This is a genomic window from Janthinobacterium sp. TB1-E2, from assembly GCF_036885605.1.
Taxonomy (GTDB): domain Bacteria; phylum Pseudomonadota; class Gammaproteobacteria; order Burkholderiales; family Burkholderiaceae_D; genus Janthinobacterium; species Janthinobacterium aestuarii.
Genome location: NZ_CP142523.1, coordinates 1,593,532 through 1,616,145, shown reverse-complemented (window position 1 = coordinate 1,616,145; position 22,614 = coordinate 1,593,532). Strand labels below are relative to the sequence as shown.

Below are 22,614 nucleotides of genomic sequence, written 5' to 3'. Positions count from 1 at the left end.
ATACTCAAACCTATTACTTTCCGGAAACTTTCCCGGCCACGCCTTCGACAAAATAATCCATCTTCGTCAGCGCCGCATCGTCCAGCACGCCTTTGTCCAGGCGCACCTTGCCATCGTTATCCTTGATCGGCGCGCTGAACGGATTGAGCTTGCCAGCTACCAACTCTTTCTCACGCGCCAATACAAACTGTTTCACGTCGGTCGGCACGGCGGCGTTAATGCCTTCCAGCTTGACCATGCCATCCTTGATGCCGCCCCAGGTGCTGCTGGACTTCCACGTACCGTCGAGTACGGCTTGCGCCTGCTTCGTATAGTAATCGCCCCAATGGTGGGTGACGGCGGCCAGTTGCGCTTTCGGTCCGTATTTTTTCATGTCCGAGTGGTAGGCGATCGCATACTTGCCTTTCTCTTCGGCCGCCTGTACCACGGCGGTCGAGTCCGTGTGATGGGTGACCACGTCGGCGCCCTGGCCGATCAGGGTGATGGCCGCGTCGCGCTCCTTGCCCGGGTCGAACCAGCTATTGACCCACACCACTTTCACTTCCGCCTTCGGGTCGACACTGCGCATGCCGCGCGTAAAAGCGTTAACTCCCTGCAACACTTCCGGGATGGGGAATGCCGCCACATAACCGGCGACGTGGGTCTTGCTCATCTTTCCCGCCAACACGCCGGCCAGGTAGCGGCCCTCGTAGAAACGGGCATTCGTGTTGGCCACATTGACGGCCGTCTTGTAGCCCGTCAAATGAATGAACTTCACATTAGGAAATTGTTTCGCCACTTTCAAGGTGGGATTCATGTAGCCGAACGAGGTCGTAATGACCAGCTTGCTGCCCGTCTGCGCCAGGTCGCGGATCACCCGTTCCGCATCGGCGCTCTCCGGCACGTTTTCCACGTACTTGGTGGTGATCTTGCCGCCCAGCGCCTTTTCCATTTCCTTGCGGGCCTGATCGTGCTGGGTGGTCCAGCCCGCGTCGCCAATGGGGCTGATATACACGAAGCCCACATTCAGCGGAGCGGCAGCGGGCGCGGCGGCCATGGCGGGCATGGAGGACATCAGCGCAGCACCGCAAACGGCGGCGCACAACAGTTTCTTGGACATGGTTTTCCTTGTGGTCAGTGATTAATTTCCGGGATTGAAATTTTTCCCCAGCGAAGCGGGCATGTTGAGCTTGATGTAATTGGCGTTGCTGGAAATGAGCACGAGCACGACGATGGCCGCCACGTAGGGCAGCATCGACAGCAATTGCGACGCAATCGGTACGCCCAGCGCCTGCGCGTGGAACGTCAATATCGTGATGCCGCCGAACAAATAGGCGCCGCCCACCACGCGCGCCGGGCGCCAGGTGGCAAAGGTCGTCAGTGCCAGCGCGATCCAGCCCCGCCCCGCCACCATGCCCTCGACCCACAGCGGCGTGTAGACGAGCGACAGGAAGGCGCCGGCCAGGCCGCAGCAGGCGCCGCCGAACAGCACGGCCGCCAGGCGGATGCGGCGCACGGGATAGCCGAGCGCATGCGCGGACGCGGGCGACTCGCCCACGGCGCGCAGCACCAATCCTGCCCGCGTGCGGTACAAAAACCAGGCGATGGCCAGGCACAGCAGCAAGGACAGATACACCATTGGATGCTGGCGGAACAGGGCCGGGCCCAGCACGGGAATGTCTTCCAATACAGGGATGCCGAAGCGGCCGTTCTGCAAGCTGTTGCCCACGTACTTCAAGCCGATATACGTGGACGCGCCCGCGCCAAACAGCGACAAAGCCAGACCCGTCGCATACTGGTTCGTGCCCAGCCACACGGTCAGCCAGGCAAAGAAGCCGGACAGCACCATGCTGGCGCCCGCTCCTGCCAGGAAGCCCAGGGTGGGGCTGCCCGTGTTGACGGCCACGGCAAAGCCCGTGATGGCCGAGACCAGCATCATGCCTTCCGCGCCCAGGTTCACCACGCCCGCTTTTTCATTCACCAATAAACCGAGCGCGGCCAGCATCAGCGGCGTGCCCGCATTGATGCTGGCGGCGATCAACGGCGCGATGGTCAGCAGCAGGTTATCCATGTTTTCTCCAGCGCAGTTTGTATTGGATCAGCACGTCGCAAGCGAGCAAGGCGAACAGCAAGATGCCCTGGAACACGCCCGTGATGGCGCTGGGCAGACCAAGGCGCGACTGCGCCAGTTCGCCGCCGATATAAAACAGGGCCATGACGAAGCTGGAAAAAATCACGCCCACGGGATGCAAGCGGCCCACGAAGGCGACGATGATGGCGGCAAAGCCGTAGCCGGGCGAGACGGTGGGCGTCAACTGCCCCATCGGTCCCAGCACTTCGCAGGCGCCCGCCAGGCCCGACAGGGCGCCGCAAATCAGCAAGGAAGACCACAAGGTCTTGCGCGAAGAAAATCCCGCATAGCGCGCGGCGGCCGGCGCCATGCCGCCCACGCGCAGGCGGAAGCCGGCAATGCTGCGGGATAAATACAGCCAGCCGCCCAGCGAGGCCAGCAAGGCGAAGACGATACCTACGTGCAAGCGTGTGTCGCTGATCACCATCGGCAGCAGCAAGCCGTCCGACAGCAGTTTCGACTGGGGAAAATTGAAACCTTCCGGGTCGCGCAGCACGCCATACACAAGATAGCTGAGCAGCAATTGCGCGATGTAGACCAGCATCAGCGAGACGAGGATTTCGCTGGCGTTGTAGCGGTCGCGCAGCCACGCCACCAATCCCGCCCACGCCATGCCGCCCGCCATGCCGGCCACCAGGGACACGCCGATGATGGCCGCGCCGCCGACGCCATCGTCGAGGTACAGCGCTGCCGCGCCGCCGCAGATGGCGCCCAGGGTCAACTGCCCTTCGGCGCCGATGTTGTAGATGTTGGCGCGAAAGCAGATGGCCAGGCCGACGGCGATCAAGAGCAAAGGCGCCACCTTGAGACCCAGCTCGGACCAGCCGTGCGCGTCGCGCAAGGGTTCGACAAAGAAGACGGCCAGTCCCGCCAGCGGATCGTGTCCCAGCGCAATAAACAGCAACGCGCCGCACAGCACGGTGAGCAAGACGGCCAGCACCGGCGACAGCCACGACATCAGCCGCGATGGCGCGGGCCGAGCTTCCAGGCGCAAGGCAAACTTAGCCATGGGCTGCCTCCTGCGGCCACAACCCGCTCATCCATTGCCCCACCTGGGCCACGCTCGCGTCACCCACGTCGAGCGACGGCGAGATTTTTCCCTTCGCCATCACCAGCAAGCGGTCGCTGATGTCGAACAATTCATCGAGCTCCTCCGATACGACCAGCAGCGCGCAACCGGCGTCGCGCAGCGCCAGCAATTCGGCGCGGATTTGCGCGGCCGCGCCCACGTCCACGCCCCAGGTCGGCTGCGCCACGACCAGCACCGTGGGTTCGCGCATGACTTCGCGTCCGACTATATATTTCTGCAAGTTGCCGCCCGACAGGCTGCGCGCCAGCGCTTGCGGCCCGCCTGCCTTGACCTGGAAACGGGCGATGATGGCGGCCGCCCGCTGCGCGATAACCTTGTGGCGCACGAAGCCGTGGCGGATGGTGGCCGGTGTCTGCAGGCTCAACAAAACGTTGTCCGCCAGCCCCATATCGGGCACGGCGCCGCGTCCCAGCCTTTCCTCGGGCACAAAGCCGAAACCGAGGGCGCGTCGGCGTCCCGGCGGCAAGCGTCCCGCTGGCGTGCCATTCAGCACGATACTGTCGGCGGCCGCGCGCATGTCCTCGCCCGACAGGGCCGCCAGCAATTCCTGCTGGCCATTGCCGGACACGCCCGCGATGCCGACGATCTCGCCCGCGCGCACGTCGAAATTGATGTCCGTCAACTGTGTGGCAAACGGGTGGCTCTTCGGCAGATCCAGGCCCTTGACGCTCAGCATGGCCGCGCCGGGCGTGCGCGCCACGCGCGTGACGGCGGGCGGCTCGGCGCCGATCATCATGCGCGACAGGCTGGCCGCCGACTCCTGCGACGGATCGCACACGCCCGCGTTCTTGCCGGCGCGCACCACCGTGCAGGTATGGCACAGGGCGCGGATCTCGTCGAGCTTGTGGCTGATGTAGAGGATGCTGCAGCCTTCGGCCGCCAACTGGCGCAAGGTGGTAAACAGTTTTTCCACGGCGCCCGGCGTCAATACGGACGTCGGCTCGTCGAGGATCAACAGTTGCGGCTTGGCCAGCAAGGCGCGCACGATTTCCACGCGTTGGCATTCGCCGACGGACAAGGTGTGGACATGGCGCTGCGGCTCCAGGTCCAGGCCGTACTGGCGCGCCGTGTCTTCGATGCGCTGCGCCAGCTCCGCCATATTGGTGCCGGCTGGCAAACCGAGGGCGATGTTTTCCGTCACGGTCAAGGTGTCGAACAGGGAAAAGTGCTGGAACACCATGGCGATGCCCAGCGCCCGCGCGGCTGACGGGTTGGCGATCTCGACTTCGCTGCCATTCCACAGGATGCGGCCGCCATCGGGCTGCACGGCGCCGTAGATGATTTTCATCAGGGTCGATTTGCCGGCACCGTTTTCGCCGAGCACGGCATGGATCTGTCCGGGCGCGACGGTCAAATGGATGCCGTCATTGGCCACCACGGCCGGATAGCGCTTGCTGATATCGAGGAGTTCCAGGCGTGCCGTCATTGTTTTTTTCGTGCCTCGCTGCGTGGTATGCGGGATGTCGATCGGTGGAACAAATCAACACTCTGTCTCTATCGTATCGGCATCCGCGGCGCTTGGGGGGCGGGCACGGCGGCGCGCATTTCTATTTCCGCAAAAAAACAACACCTGTATACAATTTTGAAAAAAATTATCAGCTTTGCAGCGGCTGCCTTGCCCCGCAAGGGCGGGAAGGTGCGATGATTATATGCAGGAACTGATAGTAAGTATGCAGACAAGACATATCGCCCAGCGCGGCGCTTCTCGCATCATGGATTGAACGGTGCGCAATTTTCCTCATCGCAGCGCTTCGTGCGCACTACGCACCCTGCTATCCCCCGTTCCCGTTTTCTCACATCATCAGGAGCCGAAAGTGCCAAAAACCATACCGTGTCTGTTGCTCTGCCTCACTACCACTCTCGGCGTGGGCGCAACCGCCCAGGCTGCCGAATGGAGCGATACCGCGCTGAGCTGGCGCGCCGGCAATGACTACCGCGAGCCGTTCAATCCGGACGACATCAAGAAAAACATCTTCGCCATCACGCACGCCAGCGGCTACAAATACGGCAGCAATTTCGTCAACCTCGATTTCCTCATGTCCGACAGCAGGGACCCTGGCGCGCTCGGTAAAACATCCGGCGCGCAGGAAGCGTATCTGGTCTACCGCAACACCATCGACATCGGCAAGGTGCGCGGCAGCGACATCAAGTTCGGCCCCGTGCGCGGCGTCGGCGTTACCCTGGGCTTCGACGTCAACACCAAGAACGACGTCGGCTACAACTCGCGCAAGCGCATGCTGGTGGCCGGCCCCACCCTGATGTGGGACGTGCCCGGCTTCTTCAACACCAGCCTGCTGTTGCTGCGCGAAAGCAACGCCCCCAGCGGCGCCTTCCCGCCCATCTCACAAGTGACGGGCCGCTACACGTATAAAACGCACGCCATGCTGACGGGCGCCTGGGGCATCCCCCTGTCGCCGCTGTTCTCGTTCGAAGGCTTCTTTAACCTCATCGATTCGAAAGGCAACGATGAAGTGGGCCGCAAGACGGCAGTGGAAACGAACATCGACATGCAGGTGATGTTCGACGTGGGCGCGGCCCTGGGCAGCGCCAAGAACACCTTCCGCGTGGGCCTGGAATACCAGTACTGGAAGAACAAGTTCGGCAACTCGCCCGCCACCACGGGCAACGTGGGACAGACGGCGAAGACGCCGATGATACGCGCGGAGTATCATTTCTAATTGCAGCAATCAATACCCACGAACGTAGCGAATACCGGCATGGAAACTTTGTGCTGGAGAGACTACGTTCGTGGACAGCCACTACAGTATGACAAAGGCAAACGGAGCTGATTGCACACGCCCGTGCGCTTTCCGCATTTGACACGTCTGATTCCCTCCACGATACTTGACGCTTGCTCCACTCCGGTTAACAAGCGCCGTCGCCGCTTTGCCAGCACGCATGAACAGTCTTCTCTCCTCCTCCCCCTACATCGGCCGCTTCGCCCCCTCCCCCTCCGGTCCCCTGCACATGGGCTCGCTCGTTGCCGCCATGGCCAGTTATCTTGATGCGAAGGTGCATCGCGGCACGTGGCTGTTGCGTATCGAGGACCTGGACTATGACCGCAATGTCGAGGGCGCCGACGCCGGCATTCTGGCCAGCCTGCAGCGCTGCGGCATGCATTGGGATGGCGAGGCGACGTGGCAGAGCCGGCGGCTGCCGCTGTACGAGGCGGCGCTCAAGCAGTTGCAGGACGATGGGCTCGTGTATGCGTGCGGCTGTTCGCGCAAGGAGATCCAGGATTCGAACTTGCAGGCGGGAACGCCGAAGAATGGGGCCGCCGTGTATCCGGGCACGTGCCGTCACGGTTTGGCGCCGGGCAAGGCGGCGCGGGCCTTGCGGCTGCGGGTGCCGCAGGGGGCGGATGCGATGTACGCTTTTGCCGACCGCTGGGCGGGCCCGCAGCGGCAGGACCTGGCCAGCGAGGTGGGCGACTTTATCGTGCTGCGCGGCGACGGTTACTGGGCGTATCAACTGGCCGTGGTCGTCGACGATGGCGCGCAGGGTATCACGCAGGTGGTGCGCGGTGCGGACTTGCTCGATTCCACGCCGCGCCAGCTGTATCTGCAGGATGTGCTGGGCTTGCCCCATCCCGGCTTCCTGCACGTGCCTGTCGTCACGAACGACAGCGGCGAAAAGCTGTCCAAGCAGACGGGTGCCCTCGCCTTCGATACAGGAACACAAGCCGAACTACTGACGTCGGCGCTGCTGCCGGCCGCCCGCTTCCTCGGCCTCGACGTGCGTGCCGACAAGGTGGAAGATTTCTGGCGGCAAGCCATTCCCACCTGGGCGCAACGGCTGGCGCGCCTTCCCGAGCGCACTTAAAAAAACCCGCCACGGCGCGAACCGGGCGGGTAGCAATGCAGGCGCCAGCCGCTAGGGCCGGCGCCTGGTATCAGGCAATTAGAAGTTGCCTTTGAACTGTACGCCAAACTGACGTGGCTCATTGATGAAGCCCGTACGGTTGTTGAAGTCGATGGCGCCCGTGATGCGCTGGGTGTCGGTGATGTTGCGGCCAAAAACGGCCATTTCATACTTGCCAGCATCCCAGGTGTAGCCCACGCGCAAGCCGCCTTCGACCATTGCCTTGCCGGTGAACTCGGTCGCTTCATACAGGAAGAAGTTGATCTTGCTGCGGTAAGCCCAGTCCGTGAAGACGAAGAATTCGCCGTTTTCCATCGGGATCGAATAACGGCCCGTGGCAGTGATCGTCCACTTCGGCGCTTGCGGCAATGGATTGCCGTCGATGATTGCACGGTTGCCGGTGGTCAGCGAATCGGTCACGGTACAACGCGTTTGGGCGCAGGTAGCGATCGACAGGCTTGGATCCTTGATTTCCGTGAAGTTGTAGCTGCCGCCCAGGGACATCTTCAGGCTCGGCGTGACAAAACCTTCCAGTTCCAATTCCGCGCCACGGCCGTTCGTCTTAGCTGCATTGATCAAACGCGTCACGTTCGAGGTGCCGCCCACGACCGTCAATTGCTGGTTCTTCACCTGATAGTTGTACAGGCTGAAGGCCACGCGGGCGCGGCGCTCGAACAGGTCGGCCTTGATACCGGCTTCGAACGAGGTGATCGTTTCCGCATCGGCCACGGTGACAGGCACGCTGGTGCTGGCCGGGGCGATACTTGGCGCGCGGAAACCAGTGGCGACACGGCCGTAGAAGTTCACGTCCTTGTTGTATTTATAGGTACCGCTCAAGTCCCAGTTGACCTTGGCTTTGCTGACATCGGCGCTGGTCGGGCTGACCTGCACGATGTTGGTCGCTTCCACCGTGTTGAAATCCTTCTTGTCCTTGGTGTAGCGCAAACCGGCGCGCAGCATGAAGTCATCGTTGACGGCGTAGTTGACGGAACCAAACGTTGCCCAGGCCGAGTTCTTCTGGCGGCTGGCCAGATGCGTGGTCAGCACATGCGTGTTGGTATCGAAGTTGTCGGTGAAACCGTTGGCATCTTCATTGAAGTAGTACACGCCAGCCTGCCAGTTGAGCGGACCGGCATTTTTCGATTCGGCGCGGAATTCTTGCGAGTATTGCTTCACGCTGGTAATGCCGCCGGCCGTTTCAACCTGGAAAGGAATGAAGTTGGGGCTGGTCGGGCCAAGTCCGTTCGGCGTGCCGCCATCGATGTCGCCATGCGACACGTAATTGCCGACCTGTTCAAAGCCGGTGACCGAGTACAGTTTAATACCATCCAGGTCCCAGCTCAGGCGGGCGCTGGCGCCGTTGGTGCGCAGGCGCTGGAAATTCGGCGCATTCGTGAACGACTTGTTCGGATCAAAGCCGTCGACGATATCGTTCGTGCCCTGCTTGATCATGTTGGCGTAGAAGATGCGCGCGCTGCCCGTGGTGCTGCGCTGGTGCACATTGAACAGGGCGTTGAACATGGTGTTCGGCGCGTACAGCAGTTGCACGCGTTCGGCGTGTTCGTCGTAGCCGTCCAGTGCGTTTTTCTGGCCCGTAAACGTGTTGTCGACGTAGTCGTCGCGGTGCTGGCGCAGGGTCGAGAAGCGCAGCGCCCATTCTTTGCTCAGTGGCACGTTGACGGCGCCATCGAAGTTGGTCGTGTTGTGCGTGGCGGCGGAGACATTGTAATAGCCTTCAACCTTGTCCAGGTTCGGCTTGACGGATTCGAACTTGACCACGCCGGCAGGCGTATTGCGGCCGAACAAGGTACCTTGCGGGCCGCGCAATACTTCCACGCCAGCCACGTCGAAAATCGGATAGCCCTTGAGGATAGGATTTTCTTGCACGACATCGTCGTAAATCAGGGAAACAGGTTGCGATGCAAAGATGTTGAAATCGGTGTTGCCGTAGCCGCGGATGTAGAAGCGGGGGAAGGTACGGCCGTTCGACGATTCCACGTTCAGGCTCGGCACTTTGCCGGCCAGCACGCGGATATCCTGACCGCTGGAGACCAGCACGTCGAGCTTCTCGTCGCGCAGCAGCGAGACAGAGACGGGTACGTCGCGGATATTTTCCTTGCGGCGCTGCGCCGTCACGGTCACGGTTTCCAGCTGGCTGGCGGCAGGCGCCGTCTCAGCAGCGACTTCATCTGCATAAGCCGAGCCGATAGGCAGGGCAGCGGACAGTGCCAGCATGGCGGCGCTTTTGGCGCACAACCGCTTGTGCATCTTGGACATCTTGATCATGTTGTTTCCCAGAAGTTTAAAAAAAGAATTGCGAAACCTGTCTCCGGCTTATGTACGGCGCTGGATGATCGTGTGCACCATCACGGTGCAGCAGCGCGAGCGAATGTCTCTCCGCTCCTGGCGTCACTGGCTCTGCCCTGGCTGTCGTGCTGGCTGACAGCGGTAGCGGCCGCATCTCCAGGATGTCTGATGAACACCAACTTTTGAGTAAGGCGCCAATTTAATTCAAGCGCCTTATGCGCTGCAAGAATATTGTTATGTAAAATATTCATTCATCAACATAAAGGGCCCACTAGTGGTTATTCAGCCACAATAACGCCCTTGCCTTGCTATTTGCCCTGATGACTTGCCCTATGGCATGCCTTTTTCGCCAGGCCAGACGAAAGCGGAATTGGCATCCTGCAAGACAGCCCCGACGGTAAAAATAGTTGTAATATCGCCAGACTTGCGCTGCCATGCCGCCCCATTCCAGTGCGGCGGCGGCCCCCTGCACCATCGTTGATCGCCGCCATGCCAGAACCCAGCCTGCCCAGCAATGCCGTCCCGTCCTCCACCGTCGCCGCCCAGGCGGCGCATTTACTGCTAAGCGCCCATTGCGACATCGTCTGGAGCACGAAAACCTTCGGCCAGTTCGATGCCGACCAGCCCACCTGGCGCGCCTTCACGGGCCAGACCGAGGCCGAACTGCTGGGCCGCGGCTGGGTCAATGCCCTGCATCCGGATGACCGCAACTTGCCTTACGTCGTGCCCTCGCACCTGACCAGCGTGTTCGAAGCGGAATACCGGCTGCGCCACGTCAGCGGCGCCTACCGCAATATGCTCGTGCGCATGCTGCCGGTGCTGGCTCCCGATGGCAGCATCGTTGAATGGCTCGGTTCGCATTGCGACGTGACGCAGCAACGGCAGACGGAACAGCGGCTGCGCCTGGCCATGCAGGGCGGCCGCATGGGTACGTGGGAGATCGACCTGGGCAGCGGCAGCATGGCCGGCTCCGACGCCTTCAAGGCCAATCTGGGCCTGCCGCCTGACAGCCACATCGATTACGCGCAGCTGACGGGCGCCATGCTCGACGGCGACCTGCAGCACTGGCAAACGGTGGTGCACGCGGCCATCGCCAGCGCCGGCGATTTTGAAGTCGACCTGCGCGTGCGCTGGCCCGATGGCTCGCTGCACTGGGCACACATGCGCGGCACCTGCGCCAGCGACGGTGCCGGCAACGTGATCGGCCTGTCCGGTATCTCGCTCGACCTGACGGCCAGCAAGCAAAACGAGGAAACCCTGCGCCTGACCCTGGCGGCCGGCGAAGTGGCCACCTGGAACTGGGACATCGTTGCCGACCGGGTCACAGCCGACAGCAATATGGCCCGTTTGTTCCCCGTCAATGCCGATGCGGCCACGGCGGCGCCGCTGGCGCGCTACATGGACATCATCCATCCCGATGACCGAGAACAAGTCAGCGCGCAGATTACCGAGGCGCTGCAGGCGCACACGCCGTTCGAGGCCAGTTATCGCGTCGGCGCCGGCGATGGCCAGTACCGCTCGGTCATCGCGCGGGGCCGCGCGGAATACGCGCCCGATGGCACGCCCCTGCAATTGCCCGGCGTCCTGCTCGACATCACGCGCCAAAAGCAGGTGGAAGATGCGCTGCGCCGCAGCGAGGAACGCTACCGCACCCTGATCGAGCTGATGGACCAGGCCTTTTGCGTCATCGAAATGCTGTACGACGAACAGGGCCGCCCCGTGGATTTCCGCTACCTCGAAGGCAATCCCTCCTTCGTCAAGCAATCGGGACTGGAAAACGCCATCGGCAAGACCATCCGCAGCTTCGTGCCCGACCACGACCAGCACTGGTTCGACCTGTACGACCAGGTCGTCAAGACCGGCGAACCCGTGCGCTATGAAAACGAAGCCGTGGCCATGGAGCGCTGGTTCGAAGTCTTCGCCGCGCGCCTGGGCGGCCCCGGCAGCCGCCTGCTGACGGTGCTGTTCAGCGACATCAGCGAGCGCAAGCGCTCGGAGCAGCAATTGCGCCAGCTGGCCGACAACCTGTCCGAAATGGACCGGCGCAAGACGGAATTCCTGGCCACCCTGGCGCACGAACTGCGCAACCCGCTCGCACCCATCCGCAATGGCTTGCAGATCATGCGCCTGGCCGCCGACAAGCCCGCCACCGTGGCGCGCGTGCGCGACGTGATGGAGCGGCAAGTCAATCAGATGGTGCATCTGGTCAATGATTTACTCGACGTGGCCCGCATCACGCGGGGGCAGATCGAACTCAAGCTCGAACGCACGGACTTGAAAACCATCGTCGCCAGCGCCGTGGAAACGAGCATGCCGCTGATCGAAGCGGGCCGTCATCAGTTGCGTGTAGAACTCGACGAACAGGCGCTGCCGCTCGAGGCCGACCCCACGCGCCTGGCGCAAGTGCTGGGCAATTTGCTCAACAATGCCGCCAAATACACGCCGGCCGGCGGCCACATCGCCTTGCGCGCGCGGCGCGACGGCAACGCGGCGCTGATCGAGGTGGAAGACAGCGGCGTGGGCATACCCGCTGAATCGATTACGACCGTGTTTGACATGTTCACGCAAGTGGGGCAAAACATGGGAAGGGCTCAGGGCGGCCTGGGCATCGGCCTGTCGCTCGTGCGTCGCCTGGCCGAGTTGCATGGCGGCAGCGCCGCGGTGACCAGTCCCGGCGCCGGCCTGGGCAGTACCTTCAGCGTACGCTTGCCGCTGCTGGCGGCGGCGCCAGCAACACCCGCATCACCCGCCGCGTCCGCCGCGTCCGCCATTGCCGCCAGCGGCCCGCAATTCCGCGTGCTGGTGGTCGACGACAATGTCGACGCGGCCGTTACCCTCGCCGCCGTGCTCGACATGATGGGCCATGCCACGCAAGTGGCCCATGATGGCGCGCAAGCCCTGGCCGTGGCGCCGCAGTTTTTACCGGACGTCATCTTCCTCGACATCGGCTTGCCCGGCATGAACGGCTACGAAGTGGCGCGCGCGCTGCGCCGGATACCGGCCGGCACCAACGTCGTGCTCGTTGCATTGACGGGCTGGGGCGCAGAAAACGACCGCAGCCAATCGAGCGCGGCCGGCTTCGACCACCATCTGACCAAACCGGCCAACCTGCTCGCCATCGGCGAACTGCTGGCCACCCTTTCCACTCCAAAAACACTGACAGACCATGACTGAATCCCTGAACCACGCCCGCCGTAACCTCCTGCTGGCCGGCGGCGCTACCCTGCTGTGCCCGGCACCGCTGCTGTTTGCCGCGCCCGCCACCAGCATCGCCACCGCCCAGACGCAACTGGCCGCGCTGGAACAAGCCGCAGGCGGACGCCTTGGCGTTGCCGCCTGGCGCCAGGGCAGCGAGCTGCGCGTTGCCTATCGCGCCGACGAACGCTTTCCCTTGGCCAGCACCTTCAAGGCCATGCTGGCGGGTGCCGTGCTGGCCCGCAGCGTCAGCCAGCCGGGCTTGCTGGATCAGCACGTGCGTTACGAGAAAAAAGAACTGGTCACCTATTCGCCCATCACGGAAAAGCACCTGGCCGACGGCATGAACGTGGCCGATCTGTGCGCCGCCACCTTGCAGTACAGCGACAATAGCGCGGCCAATTTCTTGATGACATTATTAGGCGGGCCGCAAGCCGTGACGGCGTTTGCGCGCAGCATCGGCAATACGGTGTTCCAGCTGGAACGCTGGGAAACGGAATTGAATAGCGCCATCCCTGGCGAAGTGCGCGACACGGCCAGCCCCGCGTCGATGGCGCACAGCTTGCAGCAATTATTGTTGGGAAATAGCTTGCCGGCACCGCAGCGCCAGCAACTGGACACCTGGATGCGCGGCAACACGACGGGCGACAAGCGCATCCGCGCCGGCGTGCCTGCCGGCTGGCAAGTGGCCGATAAAACCGGCTCGGGCGCGTATGGCAGCGTCAACGACATTGGCGTGGCCTACCCGGCCAGCGGCGCGCCGCTGATTATTGCCGTGTACTACACGCGCGAACAGAAAAAAGCGGACACGAATCAGGACATCATCACGGCCGCCACGCGCATCGTGACGGCCGCGCTGGTGTAATTACTTCGGCAGTGCTGCCATGAAACCCGCATACGTGGACCAGGCGGGGTCGGCCGCGCTGCGGATTTCGATCGGGAACTTTGGAAGCGGCGCCAGCGCCGTGTTCAGACGATTGAAAAACTCTTCGCCCGACTGCGTGTAATAAATCCATTCACGCAAGTTTTCGCCCGTGGACACCAGCGCCAAGGTGGCGAAGCCGTCTTCTTCCACCACGGGCGCCAGCGCCGCTTCCAGTTCCTCCATGTGCTCGCGCTCGTTCGGCGCGGGCATGCCCGTTTCGTCCTCGTAACGCCAGGCAATGATGATGCGGTCCGGCTGCGACGACAGGTCCCAGTCGTCATGGAAAGTATCGACATAGCGGTAGATGATGGCCATCTCGTCGCTATGCGTGACGATGGTGCCCCAGCTGCGGGCGGAAGTGGAATTTTCGTTCATGGTTGCAACAGTCAAAAAATAAATCAAGGGTGCGCAGCTTACAGCACTGGCGGGCAAGTCACATTCCATGCGTCATACTGGGCACCGCTCTTGCGCAGCCAGACGCGGGCGTAGCTGTCGCGGTCGCTCTTGAACACGAGCGCATAACGCTCTTCCGCACGCGGTGCGGCCGCGCCCACATCGACGGCCGCCAGCGCAAACTTCAGCGCCCGCAACGGGGCGCAGGCCGTATTGCCAGCCATCAGCAAGCGCGCCCGTTCCAGCAGCGACTTTTGATACAGCAACACACCTTCCAGTTCCCCATCAGGGACACGCTGCAGCATGCGCACGGGTTCAGCCACCGCGCGGCAGGTGCCACGGTCGAGCCAGGCGTAATACTCCATCCCCGCCTCCTGCCAGCGCGCCTGCTTGCCCTCGCCGTGCAGCACGAACTTGGTGCGCTGCGTCCGGCACAGCGCGCCATGGCCGCGATACGGCGACGTTTCCACGCTGCCCACCACTTCGCTGCCGCGTCCGCCCACCACGGGCACGCTCTCGAACACGGTGCGCGCAGCGGGCTCGCCCGGATATTGCTGCGCATAAAATTCCAGCAAGGAGGCGCGCTGCTGCGCATCCACCGCAACCGCCTCGGCGGCACCGGCAGAGAGGCACATGGCTGACACGACACACAGCGCCAAGGGGCGCACGAAATAAGCTGGCATGTATCCTGGCATGGCATTCCTTCAATCGACGTTCAGGGGCGGGTATCGCCCAAGCGCAGATTATATAGTTAGCAGGAAATACCGGGAGAAGCGCGCGTCAGGACGTGTGCAAGCTGACGTCCTCGGGCGCGACGGGGCACAGCGCACGTTCCAGTATAAAAATGGGGCGCAATCGCTGCGCCCCACTATCCAAGCTGCCAGTTCCTCACGCCATCAGCGCTGGTAATTCTTGAAGAAATTCCAGCTGATCACGGTGGCGTCCGGGCCCAGTTCATCGCTGAAGGGCCATCCGGGAGGGCCGCCGCTCCACGCGTGGTTCATGCCTTCGACCGTGTATTTTTGCGCGATGACGGCGCCGTTGCGCAGGTACGTGTCGATGGAGTAGCTGCGGCCGTACGGCACGGTCTGGCGCACGATGCTGTCGGCACGGTAGCGCACGCTGTCATTATCGAGGCCATCGTCGCCATAGTCGCTGGTCTGCAGGAATTGTTCGATGGTTTGCTCGCCGTTGACGGGGTTGACGACGATGTCGGACGTGCCGTGGAACACCATCGTCGGCATCAGGCGGCGCGGCGAGCCGGAGCAGCGCCACGCATCCTTGCCCCGCACCTTCGGGTCGAACGAGCTGCCGTTGAACAGCGAGTCGGCAGCCGTGACCAGGCCGATGGCGCCCTTGTACATGCCGCCCGAATGCACCATCACGGCGGCGAACACGTCCGAGTAACAGGCGGCCATGATGGACGCCATGGCGCCGCCAGCCGAGATACCCGTCACGTACACGCGGCTATCCTGCACCGCATAGTTGTTCTTGACCTTGTTCAAGATGCCCATCAGCACGGCCGGCTCGCCCGTGCCCCGCTCCTGGTTCAGCGGCAACATGAAATTCCAGCAGCGCATGGGGTTGGCCGTGGCGTTCTGGCGCGGATAGACGACGATGAAATTTTCGCTGTCAGCCAGCTGGTTATAGCGGCTGACGGCGGCCATGCTGTTGGGCTCGGAACCGCAGCCGTGCAGCATCAGCACCACGGGCAGCGGCGTGTTGGCGTTGTAATTGCTCGGTAGCCAGACCTGGTATTCACGCGTGCCCCACAGGCTCGCGTACAGGCCGAAATCCCACTGCCCGGCGGCAGCCGGCAGCGCGGCCAGCAAGCCGCAGGCGGCGATGAGTGCAGATAAGAAGTGACGCAGTTGGTGATGCAGATGTGCCATGCCAGTCTCCTGATTGTTATTAAGGACGAAAACAGCGACAACTAACCAGCCTGGCGCTAACCAGGCTGGCACTTCAACAACCTTTTAGAACTTGTAGCCGGCCTTGGCGATGATCTGGCGCGGCGGGCCGTAGAAACCGTCGAGGATGAACACGGCCGGAATGTTGTAGCCATCCGTGCGGTAGCGTTTATTGCCCAGGTTGCTGCCATGCAGACTGAAGGTCCAGTTCTTCGGCGCTTCCCACACGACGCCAGCCGTCCAGATGCTGTAGCCGCCTTGCGCCAGGGTTTCGCTCAAGTCCGTGGTCGGGTAGACCTTGCTGCGGTAGCCATAGCCGACCATGCTGCGCAAGGCGCCGCCGAAGATGTCGCGGTCCGTGCGCGTCAGGTTCAAACCCACTTGCCGGGCTGGCGTATTGCTGAACTTTTGCGTATCCGCAATGTTCTTGCCACCGCTCATGAACTCGTCATAGCCAGCGCTCAGCAGGGCGAGGAAGCCGTTGACTTCCCACTGGCGGTTGGGCCGCCACGAAAATTCGAACTCGGCCCCTTTCACGGTTGCCTTGCCGGCGTTCGTGAAGTCGCCATAGAAGCCCGGCACGCCGCCCGGCTGCACATAGCTGGTGAACACCGACAACTGGATATCCTTGTAGCGGTTGTAGAACAGGGCCACGTTGGCGTCAAACGTGTCGTCCGGCGCCGCGTACTTCATGCCCACTTCCAGCGCGTCGAGTTTTTCATCCTTGTACGGCCGCGCGGAATCGGGCACCACCAGGTTGTTGGCGCGCACGTTGTAGCCGCCCGACTTGAAACCGCGTGACAGGTTGCTGTAGAAATTCGTCGTCTTCGACGCTTCGTAGCGCACGGACAGTTTCGGCGAGGTATTGCTGACCGACAAGGACTTGTCGAAGTCGGCCGCCGTCTGGATGGGCCGCGTAAAGCCCACGTCGGCAAAAGCGCGGTTCAGCACGATGGCGCGCTTCTCCTCGCGCGTATGGCGCAAGCCCGCATTGATGCTCCACACCTTGCCCAGCGGCCAGGTCCAGTCCGTGTACAGCGCCGTGCTGTCCGTCTCTACCGTGCTGACGGCGGCCGTGAACTGGCGTCCCAGGAAGTTGTTGTAGATGCCGCCGCCGGCCGTGCCTTCGAAGCGGTACAGGCCGATCACGCCGGCGCCGTAGTCGCCGCTGTACGAGGCCTGCAATTCCAGGCTCTTCTGTTCATCGCGCGAGTCGCCGAACACGTCGGCGATGGGCAGCGGCAAGCCGTCGAAGTCGATGGTTTGCTCGGAGGTGCTGCGCCGCTTGGCGCCGATCACTTTGACGGACCAGTCGTTCGACAAGGTGTAGTTGGCCACCAGCGAGCCGCCCCGGTTATGCGTGAAATTGTTGCCCGGCATGCCGCTCTGGATGTCATACGCATCCGTGCTGGCCGGCCGCTTGAGCGGATCGAAAGCGCTCACGCCCATGCGCTGGAAACCGCGCACGCCCGATTTGTCGTCCGTGGCGTCCAGGCTCAGCACGACGGTGAGAGGGATGTCCTGCGGAAAATAGCCGACGGACAGGCGCGCGGCCGTGCTGTCCTGGTCGCTGACCTGTTCGCCATTGAAGGTGTTGCGGCCGAAACCGTCACGGTCCAGCTTGGCGGCCGCCAGGCGCGCGCGCCAGGTGCCGCTCTCGTTGGCCAGATTGAAGGCGGCCTTGAAGTTGCGCTGGTTGTAGTTGCCGATACCCACTTCCGCCGATGCGCCGTTTTCCTTCGCCAGCGGACGCGAGATATATTTGATGGCGCCGCCGATGGTGTTCTTGCCGTACAGGGTGCCTTGCGGACCGCGCAGCACTTCGATGCGCTGCACGTCGAACACGTCGAGCAGCGCGCCTTGCGGACGGGCCATGTAGACGTCGTCAAAATAAATGCCCACGCCCGGGTCCACGCCCCAAACGGGGTCGGCCTGGCCCACGCCGCGAATGAAGGCCGTCAATGTCGTATTCGTGCCGCGCGACGCGTACACGGTCAGGTTCGGCACGCGCTCCTGCAAGTCGGCCAGGTTCTGGATATTCGCCCGTTCCAGGGCCTTGGCGGAAAACGCCGTGACGGCCAGCGGCACGTCCTGCAGGCGCTCTTCGCGGCGGCGGGCAGAGACCGTCACAGTTTCCATGCGTTCTTTCGCCTCGCTGGCTTCCTGGGCGGTGGTGGCAGTAGCCGGGATGGCTTCCTGCGCCTGGGCCTGGGTGGCAAACGCGCCGGCAACGGCGAGGGCGGCGGGCATCAATTTCAAAGCAAGTTTCATAGCGTCTCCAATGTCAGGCTTGCCTGCCACCAGGGAAGACGGCCGGATGCCAGGATCGCAAGACGTAACGGTACCGGCGCGCGCAATGCGAGCACCTGCCCTGCGATGACTGTTTCCCGGCCCTCGGCCCGTGCGGCGAGTGGCCTGTTTATTTTGAATTTATGGTAAGGAAGGACTGCAACAAGGTATTCACACGCTGCGCCTGGTCCAGGGGCGTGGCGTGGCGCGAGTTCGCGATGATCTCGATCTCGCACTGCTGAAACTGTGCGGCAAAGGCCCGCTTGCTGGCGACGGGCGTGTAATCCTGGTCGGCCGCCATGATGAAAACGGGCATGGCCAGGGCCTGGAAGTGAGGATCGATATCCCAGTGAAAAATGGCGTCCAGCGCGGCCAGGTAGGCGCGCTTGTCCATGCCCGCCATCTGCGTGGCGAAGCGCTCGACGAGGGCCTTCTGGGCAGGATCGGGAAACAGCTTCTTGCCGATGATCTTGCCCATGGTTTTCAGGCCAAACGTGGCGATCACCGTGCGGCGCAGCCAGTAGGCAAACAGCAGCGCGGCAGGTTTTCTGCCTTGGAACGGTTGAGAATTGATCAGGCACAAACTGGCCACCCTGCCCGGCGCACGGTTGGCCATTTCCAGGCCCACCATGCCACCCAGGGAAAAGCCGACGATGTGCGCGCGCGGCACGTCGAGCTGGTCCATCAGGTTGAAAAGGTCGTTGGCGAAGTCGCCGATCTGCCAGTCGCCATTGGGCGCGGGACTGGCGCCATGGCCGCGCAGGTCGGGCACGATCAGACGAAAGGTACCGCCAAGGGCATCGATTTGCGGGCGCCAGTCTTCGGCGCAGGAACCGAGGCCGTGCAGCAAGAAAACGGGCTCTGACTGCGCGGCTTCGCCCTGCCCCGTCTCAGTTCCGAGACCCAGGTCGAGGTAATGCAATGGAACATCGGATGTCGTGTGACGCCGCATTCTGTCTCCTTGCTGTTGAACATGCTTTGTGTTCAGGTGCAGGAATATGTTTTCCCGCTGTTGGAAAACATAATACGGAATCCGAATTCCGATTTCAAGTTAAATCGCTAAATAGTTCAAGTCAGGTAATTTAAAGCAACACGCACCAGTTCATCCTCGAGCGCCGCGCCTGACAAAAAGGACAGCGAGCCCGTTAGGGTGTGCTGGTTCAGGATGCCCAGCAGCACGGGCGGCACCACCATCATCGCCTGTGTCGGGTTCGGGTGGCGGATGCTGGACGACTTGCTGGCCAGCACGGCCACCGTGCGTTGCGAGATCAAATGATTGATCTGATGCACCCTGTCGCGAAATTGCGCATCCTGCGACGCGCGCGTGATCAAGGCGCGCAAGACGCCGCTGCGCCCACCATTCACGGCCACGAACATGGCCACCATGGCGCGGATGAACTCTTCCAGGCTGCGCCCTTCCCACTGGCGCAGCTCCGTCAGCGTCTCGACCTTTTCCACCATGTCGGAAAAAAAGCGCTGCAGCAACAAACGGCTCAAGGTGTCCTTGTCGCCCAATAAACGGTAAAACGTGCCCACCGAGGTTTCCGCCAGCTTGGCCAGGTCGGCCACGCCGATTTCATCGAAACGGTTTTCCGCCAGTAACTGTTCACCGACCTGCAGCAGGCGCTCGAACGCCTGTTTGCTGCGCGCCTGGGTGGGCTCAGGGGGAACGATCATCTGCGGGAAGGGCATCGGAAAGGAAGGCATGCGGCGTCGGCGTCTCTCGATAGTGGAACCGTGGTTCCGTTATGGGTGCGCGTATTGTAACGCGGGAGACGGCCGATGGGTGCGTTCAAATGTGCTACCTGCCCTGCCACTCCATGTAGACGTCGGCGCGCTGGTAATGGGCGTCGCCGGCCGGTCGCGCCACGTGGGTAAAACCGCTGCTTTCATACAGGCGGATGGCGGGCGCCAGCTTGCTGTTCGACTCCAGGAACAGCAGTTGCGCGCCGCTGGCCTCGAAGGCGTCAAAAGCCCGTTCGATCAGCCGGCGCGCGATGCCCAAACCCTGGCATTCGGGCGTGACGGCCATCTTCGACAGCTCGATGCTGCCATCGCCGGCGCGGATCAGGGCGCACGTGCCGACGATCTTGCCGTCCAGGCGCGCGAGGAAAATCTGCCCGCCAGCGTCGAGAATAGAACTTTGCGGATCGGACAGCACCTTGTCATCGAGTGCCTCGACATAGAAATAGCGTTCCAGCCAGGCGATATTCAGGCGCTTGAAATCGGGCGCATAATCGGGGGCGTAATCGATGATTTCCACGGCGGCCCGCTCGCGCTGGCGCCGGCAAGCGGCGATGGTCTCGCCGAAACCTTGCGCCTGCAAGCGTGCTTCGGCCCGGTCCAGGCTGGCCATCAGCTGCGGCGTGCCCTGTTCGAACACGGCATCGACGGCCGCGCGCACATCGTCCCACAGCGGCGCCATGTCGCGCAACAAGGCTAGCCCGGCGTCGGACAGCGCCAGCAGGCGGCGGCGCTCGTCCTTGGCGTCCGGCATCTCCGCCACCACGCCGGCATCGAGCAGCTTGCGTCCCAGCTGCACCACCACCGGATGCGTCTGCCCGATCTGCGCGGCCAGGGCCGTGATCGACGTGGGGCCGTTGTCGCGCAACAGCAATAACAAGGGGAAACAGCGTGACGTCAGTTCGACGCCGGCGGCCAGATAACTGGTATCGACACCGGCATACAATTGATCGGAAAGACGGCGCAGGCGGCTGGCCAGCATCAGCGAGCCATAAGTTTGCAGGGAGGAGGACATGTTGAGCAGATATATGTAAGTAGTTACGTATACGGTAACGCAAACCTGTCTTGCAGGTCAAGCGCTGGCTTAGTCCTCTTCCAGCGCCGCTTGCAGTCTGGCCTGGAATACCGCCTCGGCCAGTTCGCCCAGTCCCGGCCACACCTGCGTCAGCCAGCGCCTGCCCTCCTCACTCACCGCCACATACGGCGCGTCACGCGTGGCGCAGGCCAGGCCGATTGCGATGACTTGCCCCGCATCGTCCAGGCCGCCAGCGACCATGGCGTCGATGGGCATGGCGATCAGCTCGGCAGTCAAATGCGGACGCAGCAGGCAGGCGGGTGCGATGATGGCGAACGACGCTTCCACATAGCTCCAGCAATTGGTGGGCCAGTGGGCGGCTTTCACGTTTTCCACGAAGGCAGCATCACTGAGCGTTTCCGGATGGGCTTGCGCCTGTTCATAAAAGGCGGCCAAGGCAACGAGTTGGGGCGGAGAAGTCCAGGTGGGCATCAATCTTGATCCAGGCAAAGCCGCTCCATGCCGGCGGCAAAGGCGGACTGTAGCATGTTCAAGCGGCACGCTGAAACGCGGCTGGGCCGGGCATACTGCCGGCATCGCTCTCGCCCCTTTACCTGAGAAAATCCATGTCGGACTACGCCATCACCATCGCCTGCTTTGCACAGATGCCGCGCTCCCTGACGATGCTGTTAACTAAAAGCCAAGAACGCGCCCAGGCACTGGGTTTCGATGCGCAAAACCTGCTCGACGCGCGCCTGGCGCCCGACATGCACACCCTGGCGCGGCAGGTGGAATTCACGCGTACCCAGGCGCAGGAAGCCGCGTGCCGGCTGACGCGGCAAGCGCTGCCCCTGCTCGCCACGCCCGCCAACCTGCGGCAAGCCAGGGCACTGTTTCCGGCGAAAAGCCTAAAAGCGCTCGTCGCGCAGCGCCGGCATCACCAGTTCGCGCACAAACGAGGCATTCGACAGACTCAGCAGCATGCGCACAACGGCGACGACGTCATGCACGGGAATCAGCTCGCCTTCACCCCGCGCGGCAGCGTCCGCCAGCGGCACGGCCAAGCCATCATAGGTATTCAAATAGCCCAGCTGCAACGCCGTCACGGCCAGTCCCTGTTCGCGGAAACCTTCGCGCAAGGCGTCGGCGATGCCGTTCAGCGCGAATTTAGACGCGCTGAACGTCACTTCCGGGCGGCCGCTCTGGCGCAGGCCTGACGTGGAGCCCGTGAGTATCAGCTGCGGCTTGCCGCTGGTCAGCAAGCGGGGCACCAGACGCTTGAGCAGCAATATCGTCGCCGTGATGTTGGTATTGACCATGTCGACGATGGCGTCGTCCGCATCGCCGAGAAAAGCGTAGTCATCGCTGAAGGCCTTTTCTTCCCACACTCCGAGGTTGTAGATCACGGCATCGAGCGCGGCAGGCGCTTCGCGCGCGATGCGTTCGACGGCCTCGGCGGGTGCCGCCAGGTCCGCTGCGATCCATTGCAGCTGCGTGCCCTGGCCGGCAGGCAAGTCGGCGGGTTGCTGGCGCGATACGCCGATGACGGCATGTCCGTCCGCGAGCAAACCGTCCACCAGCGCGCGTCCCAAGCCCCGGCTGGCGCCCACGATCATGATGTGCATACTGTGTCCTTTCCAATGAAGTCAACGCCGATGATAGCGGCGTTGTATTAAGCACAGCTGAGGCTGCTCCCCCTACGCGCCGCATTTACTCACGCGACGGAAATGCGTATGCTAGCTCTGGCAATCTCCGATAACACACAAGAACGAGACA

Annotated in this window: 18 protein-coding genes and 1 pseudogene; 5 read left to right on the top strand and 14 right to left on the bottom strand. The window is 62.7% G+C overall.

From position 1 onward, the window contains the following. Window positions 1-13: 13 nt before the first annotated feature. Genes OPV09_RS07205 through OPV09_RS07190 form a run of 4 tightly spaced genes read right to left on the bottom strand, consistent with a single transcriptional unit; the run spans window position 14 to window position 4,626 of the window. A complete protein-coding gene (locus OPV09_RS07205; RefSeq protein WP_070303294.1) occupies window positions 14-1,099 on the bottom strand; it encodes a BMP family ABC transporter substrate-binding protein in 1,086 nt (361 codons plus the stop codon). 21 nt (window positions 1,100-1,120) lie between these two features. Beyond that, window positions 1,121-2,050 carry an ABC transporter permease gene (locus OPV09_RS07200; RefSeq protein ID WP_338680978.1) on the bottom strand — a complete coding sequence of 310 codons (930 nt, stop codon included), beginning with the start codon at window positions 2,048-2,050 and terminating at the stop codon, window positions 1,121-1,123. Further along, window positions 2,043-3,119: an ABC transporter permease gene (locus OPV09_RS07195; RefSeq protein WP_070303296.1), complete on the bottom strand. Its 1,077-nt coding sequence runs from the start codon at window positions 3,117-3,119 to the stop codon at window positions 2,043-2,045. The genes OPV09_RS07200 and OPV09_RS07195 overlap by 8 nt, the downstream gene beginning before the upstream one ends. Beyond that, window positions 3,112-4,626, bottom strand: coding sequence for an ABC transporter ATP-binding protein (locus OPV09_RS07190; protein ID WP_338680977.1), 1,515 nt, complete (start codon window positions 4,624-4,626; stop codon window positions 3,112-3,114). The genes OPV09_RS07195 and OPV09_RS07190 overlap by 8 nt, the downstream gene beginning before the upstream one ends. 439 nt (window positions 4,627-5,065) lie before the next feature. On the opposite strand from OPV09_RS07190, the gene OPV09_RS07185 reads away from it, so the two are divergent. Continuing rightward, entirely contained in the window at window positions 5,066-5,878 is an 813-nt protein-coding gene (locus tag OPV09_RS07185; RefSeq protein WP_338682242.1) for an outer envelope protein, read from the top strand. 166 nt (window positions 5,879-6,044) lie between these two features. Beyond that, the gene (gene gluQRS / locus OPV09_RS07180; RefSeq protein ID WP_425324029.1) at window positions 6,045-7,022 is read left to right on the top strand and encodes a tRNA glutamyl-Q(34) synthetase GluQRS; all 978 of its coding nucleotides are present in this window, start codon (window positions 6,045-6,047) and stop codon (window positions 7,020-7,022) included. A 78-nt stretch (window positions 7,023-7,100) separates the two neighbouring features. Here gluQRS and OPV09_RS07175 read toward each other — a convergent pair whose 3' ends face one another. Next, complete coding sequence (locus tag OPV09_RS07175) at window positions 7,101-9,347, bottom strand: TonB-dependent receptor (protein WP_338680975.1); 2,247 nt, start codon at window positions 9,345-9,347, stop codon at window positions 7,101-7,103. Between the two features lie 510 nt (window positions 9,348-9,857). On the opposite strand from OPV09_RS07175, the gene OPV09_RS07170 reads away from it, so the two are divergent. Both OPV09_RS07170 and bla read left to right on the top strand, forming a co-directional pair. Beyond that, window positions 9,858-12,542, top strand: a complete 2,685-nt coding sequence (locus OPV09_RS07170) for a hybrid sensor histidine kinase/response regulator (protein WP_338680974.1) — start codon at window positions 9,858-9,860, stop codon at window positions 12,540-12,542. Next, window positions 12,535-13,428 carry a class A beta-lactamase gene (gene bla / locus OPV09_RS07165; RefSeq protein ID WP_338680973.1) on the top strand — a complete coding sequence of 298 codons (894 nt, stop codon included), beginning with the start codon at window positions 12,535-12,537 and terminating at the stop codon, window positions 13,426-13,428. The genes OPV09_RS07170 and bla overlap by 8 nt, the downstream gene beginning before the upstream one ends. Here bla and OPV09_RS07160 read toward each other — a convergent pair whose 3' ends face one another. The 8 genes from OPV09_RS07160 to OPV09_RS07125 all read right to left on the bottom strand — a co-directional run bounded on the left by OPV09_RS07160 (window position 13,429) and on the right by OPV09_RS07125 (window position 21,330). After that, on the bottom strand, window positions 13,429-13,863 hold the full coding sequence (locus OPV09_RS07160; RefSeq protein WP_338680972.1) for a DUF695 domain-containing protein: 435 nt from the start codon (window positions 13,861-13,863) through the stop codon (window positions 13,429-13,431). Window positions 13,864-13,901: 38 nt separating this feature from the next. Then, complete coding sequence (locus OPV09_RS07155; protein ID WP_338680971.1) at window positions 13,902-14,564, bottom strand: hypothetical protein; 663 nt, start codon at window positions 14,562-14,564, stop codon at window positions 13,902-13,904. A 213-nt stretch (window positions 14,565-14,777) separates the two neighbouring features. Further along, the gene (locus tag OPV09_RS07150) at window positions 14,778-15,773 is read right to left on the bottom strand and encodes an extracellular catalytic domain type 1 short-chain-length polyhydroxyalkanoate depolymerase (RefSeq protein ID WP_338680970.1); all 996 of its coding nucleotides are present in this window, start codon (window positions 15,771-15,773) and stop codon (window positions 14,778-14,780) included. Between the two features lie 84 nt (window positions 15,774-15,857). Continuing rightward, window positions 15,858-18,062 (bottom strand): TonB-dependent receptor, encoded by a 2,205-nt coding sequence (locus OPV09_RS07145; protein ID WP_338680969.1) that lies wholly within the window; start codon window positions 18,060-18,062, stop codon window positions 15,858-15,860. Window positions 18,063-18,210: 148 nt separating this feature from the next. Further along, the gene (locus OPV09_RS07140) at window positions 18,211-19,032 is read right to left on the bottom strand and encodes an alpha/beta fold hydrolase (RefSeq protein ID WP_219329527.1); all 822 of its coding nucleotides are present in this window, start codon (window positions 19,030-19,032) and stop codon (window positions 18,211-18,213) included. Window positions 19,033-19,148: 116 nt separating this feature from the next. Beyond that, window positions 19,149-19,787 carry a TetR/AcrR family transcriptional regulator gene (locus OPV09_RS07135; RefSeq protein WP_035825265.1) on the bottom strand — a complete coding sequence of 213 codons (639 nt, stop codon included), beginning with the start codon at window positions 19,785-19,787 and terminating at the stop codon, window positions 19,149-19,151. 94 nt (window positions 19,788-19,881) lie between these two features. Beyond that, window positions 19,882-20,838 (bottom strand): bifunctional helix-turn-helix transcriptional regulator/GNAT family N-acetyltransferase, encoded by a 957-nt coding sequence (locus tag OPV09_RS07130; RefSeq protein WP_338680968.1) that lies wholly within the window; start codon window positions 20,836-20,838, stop codon window positions 19,882-19,884. Between the two features lie 69 nt (window positions 20,839-20,907). Continuing rightward, window positions 20,908-21,330 carry a hypothetical protein gene (locus tag OPV09_RS07125; protein WP_338680967.1) on the bottom strand — a complete coding sequence of 141 codons (423 nt, stop codon included), beginning with the start codon at window positions 21,328-21,330 and terminating at the stop codon, window positions 20,908-20,910. Window positions 21,331-21,464: 134 nt separating this feature from the next. Between OPV09_RS07125 and OPV09_RS28405 the strand changes: the two are divergent. Further along, window positions 21,465-21,674: pseudogene (locus OPV09_RS28405) on the top strand (DUF1993 family protein); the annotation flags it as partial. A gap of 72 nt (window positions 21,675-21,746) precedes the next feature. Here the strand turns inward: OPV09_RS28405 and OPV09_RS07115 are convergent. Then, window positions 21,747-22,463 (bottom strand): SDR family oxidoreductase, encoded by a 717-nt coding sequence (locus OPV09_RS07115; RefSeq protein WP_314608019.1) that lies wholly within the window; start codon window positions 22,461-22,463, stop codon window positions 21,747-21,749. Between the last annotated feature and the right edge of the window lie 151 nt (window positions 22,464-22,614).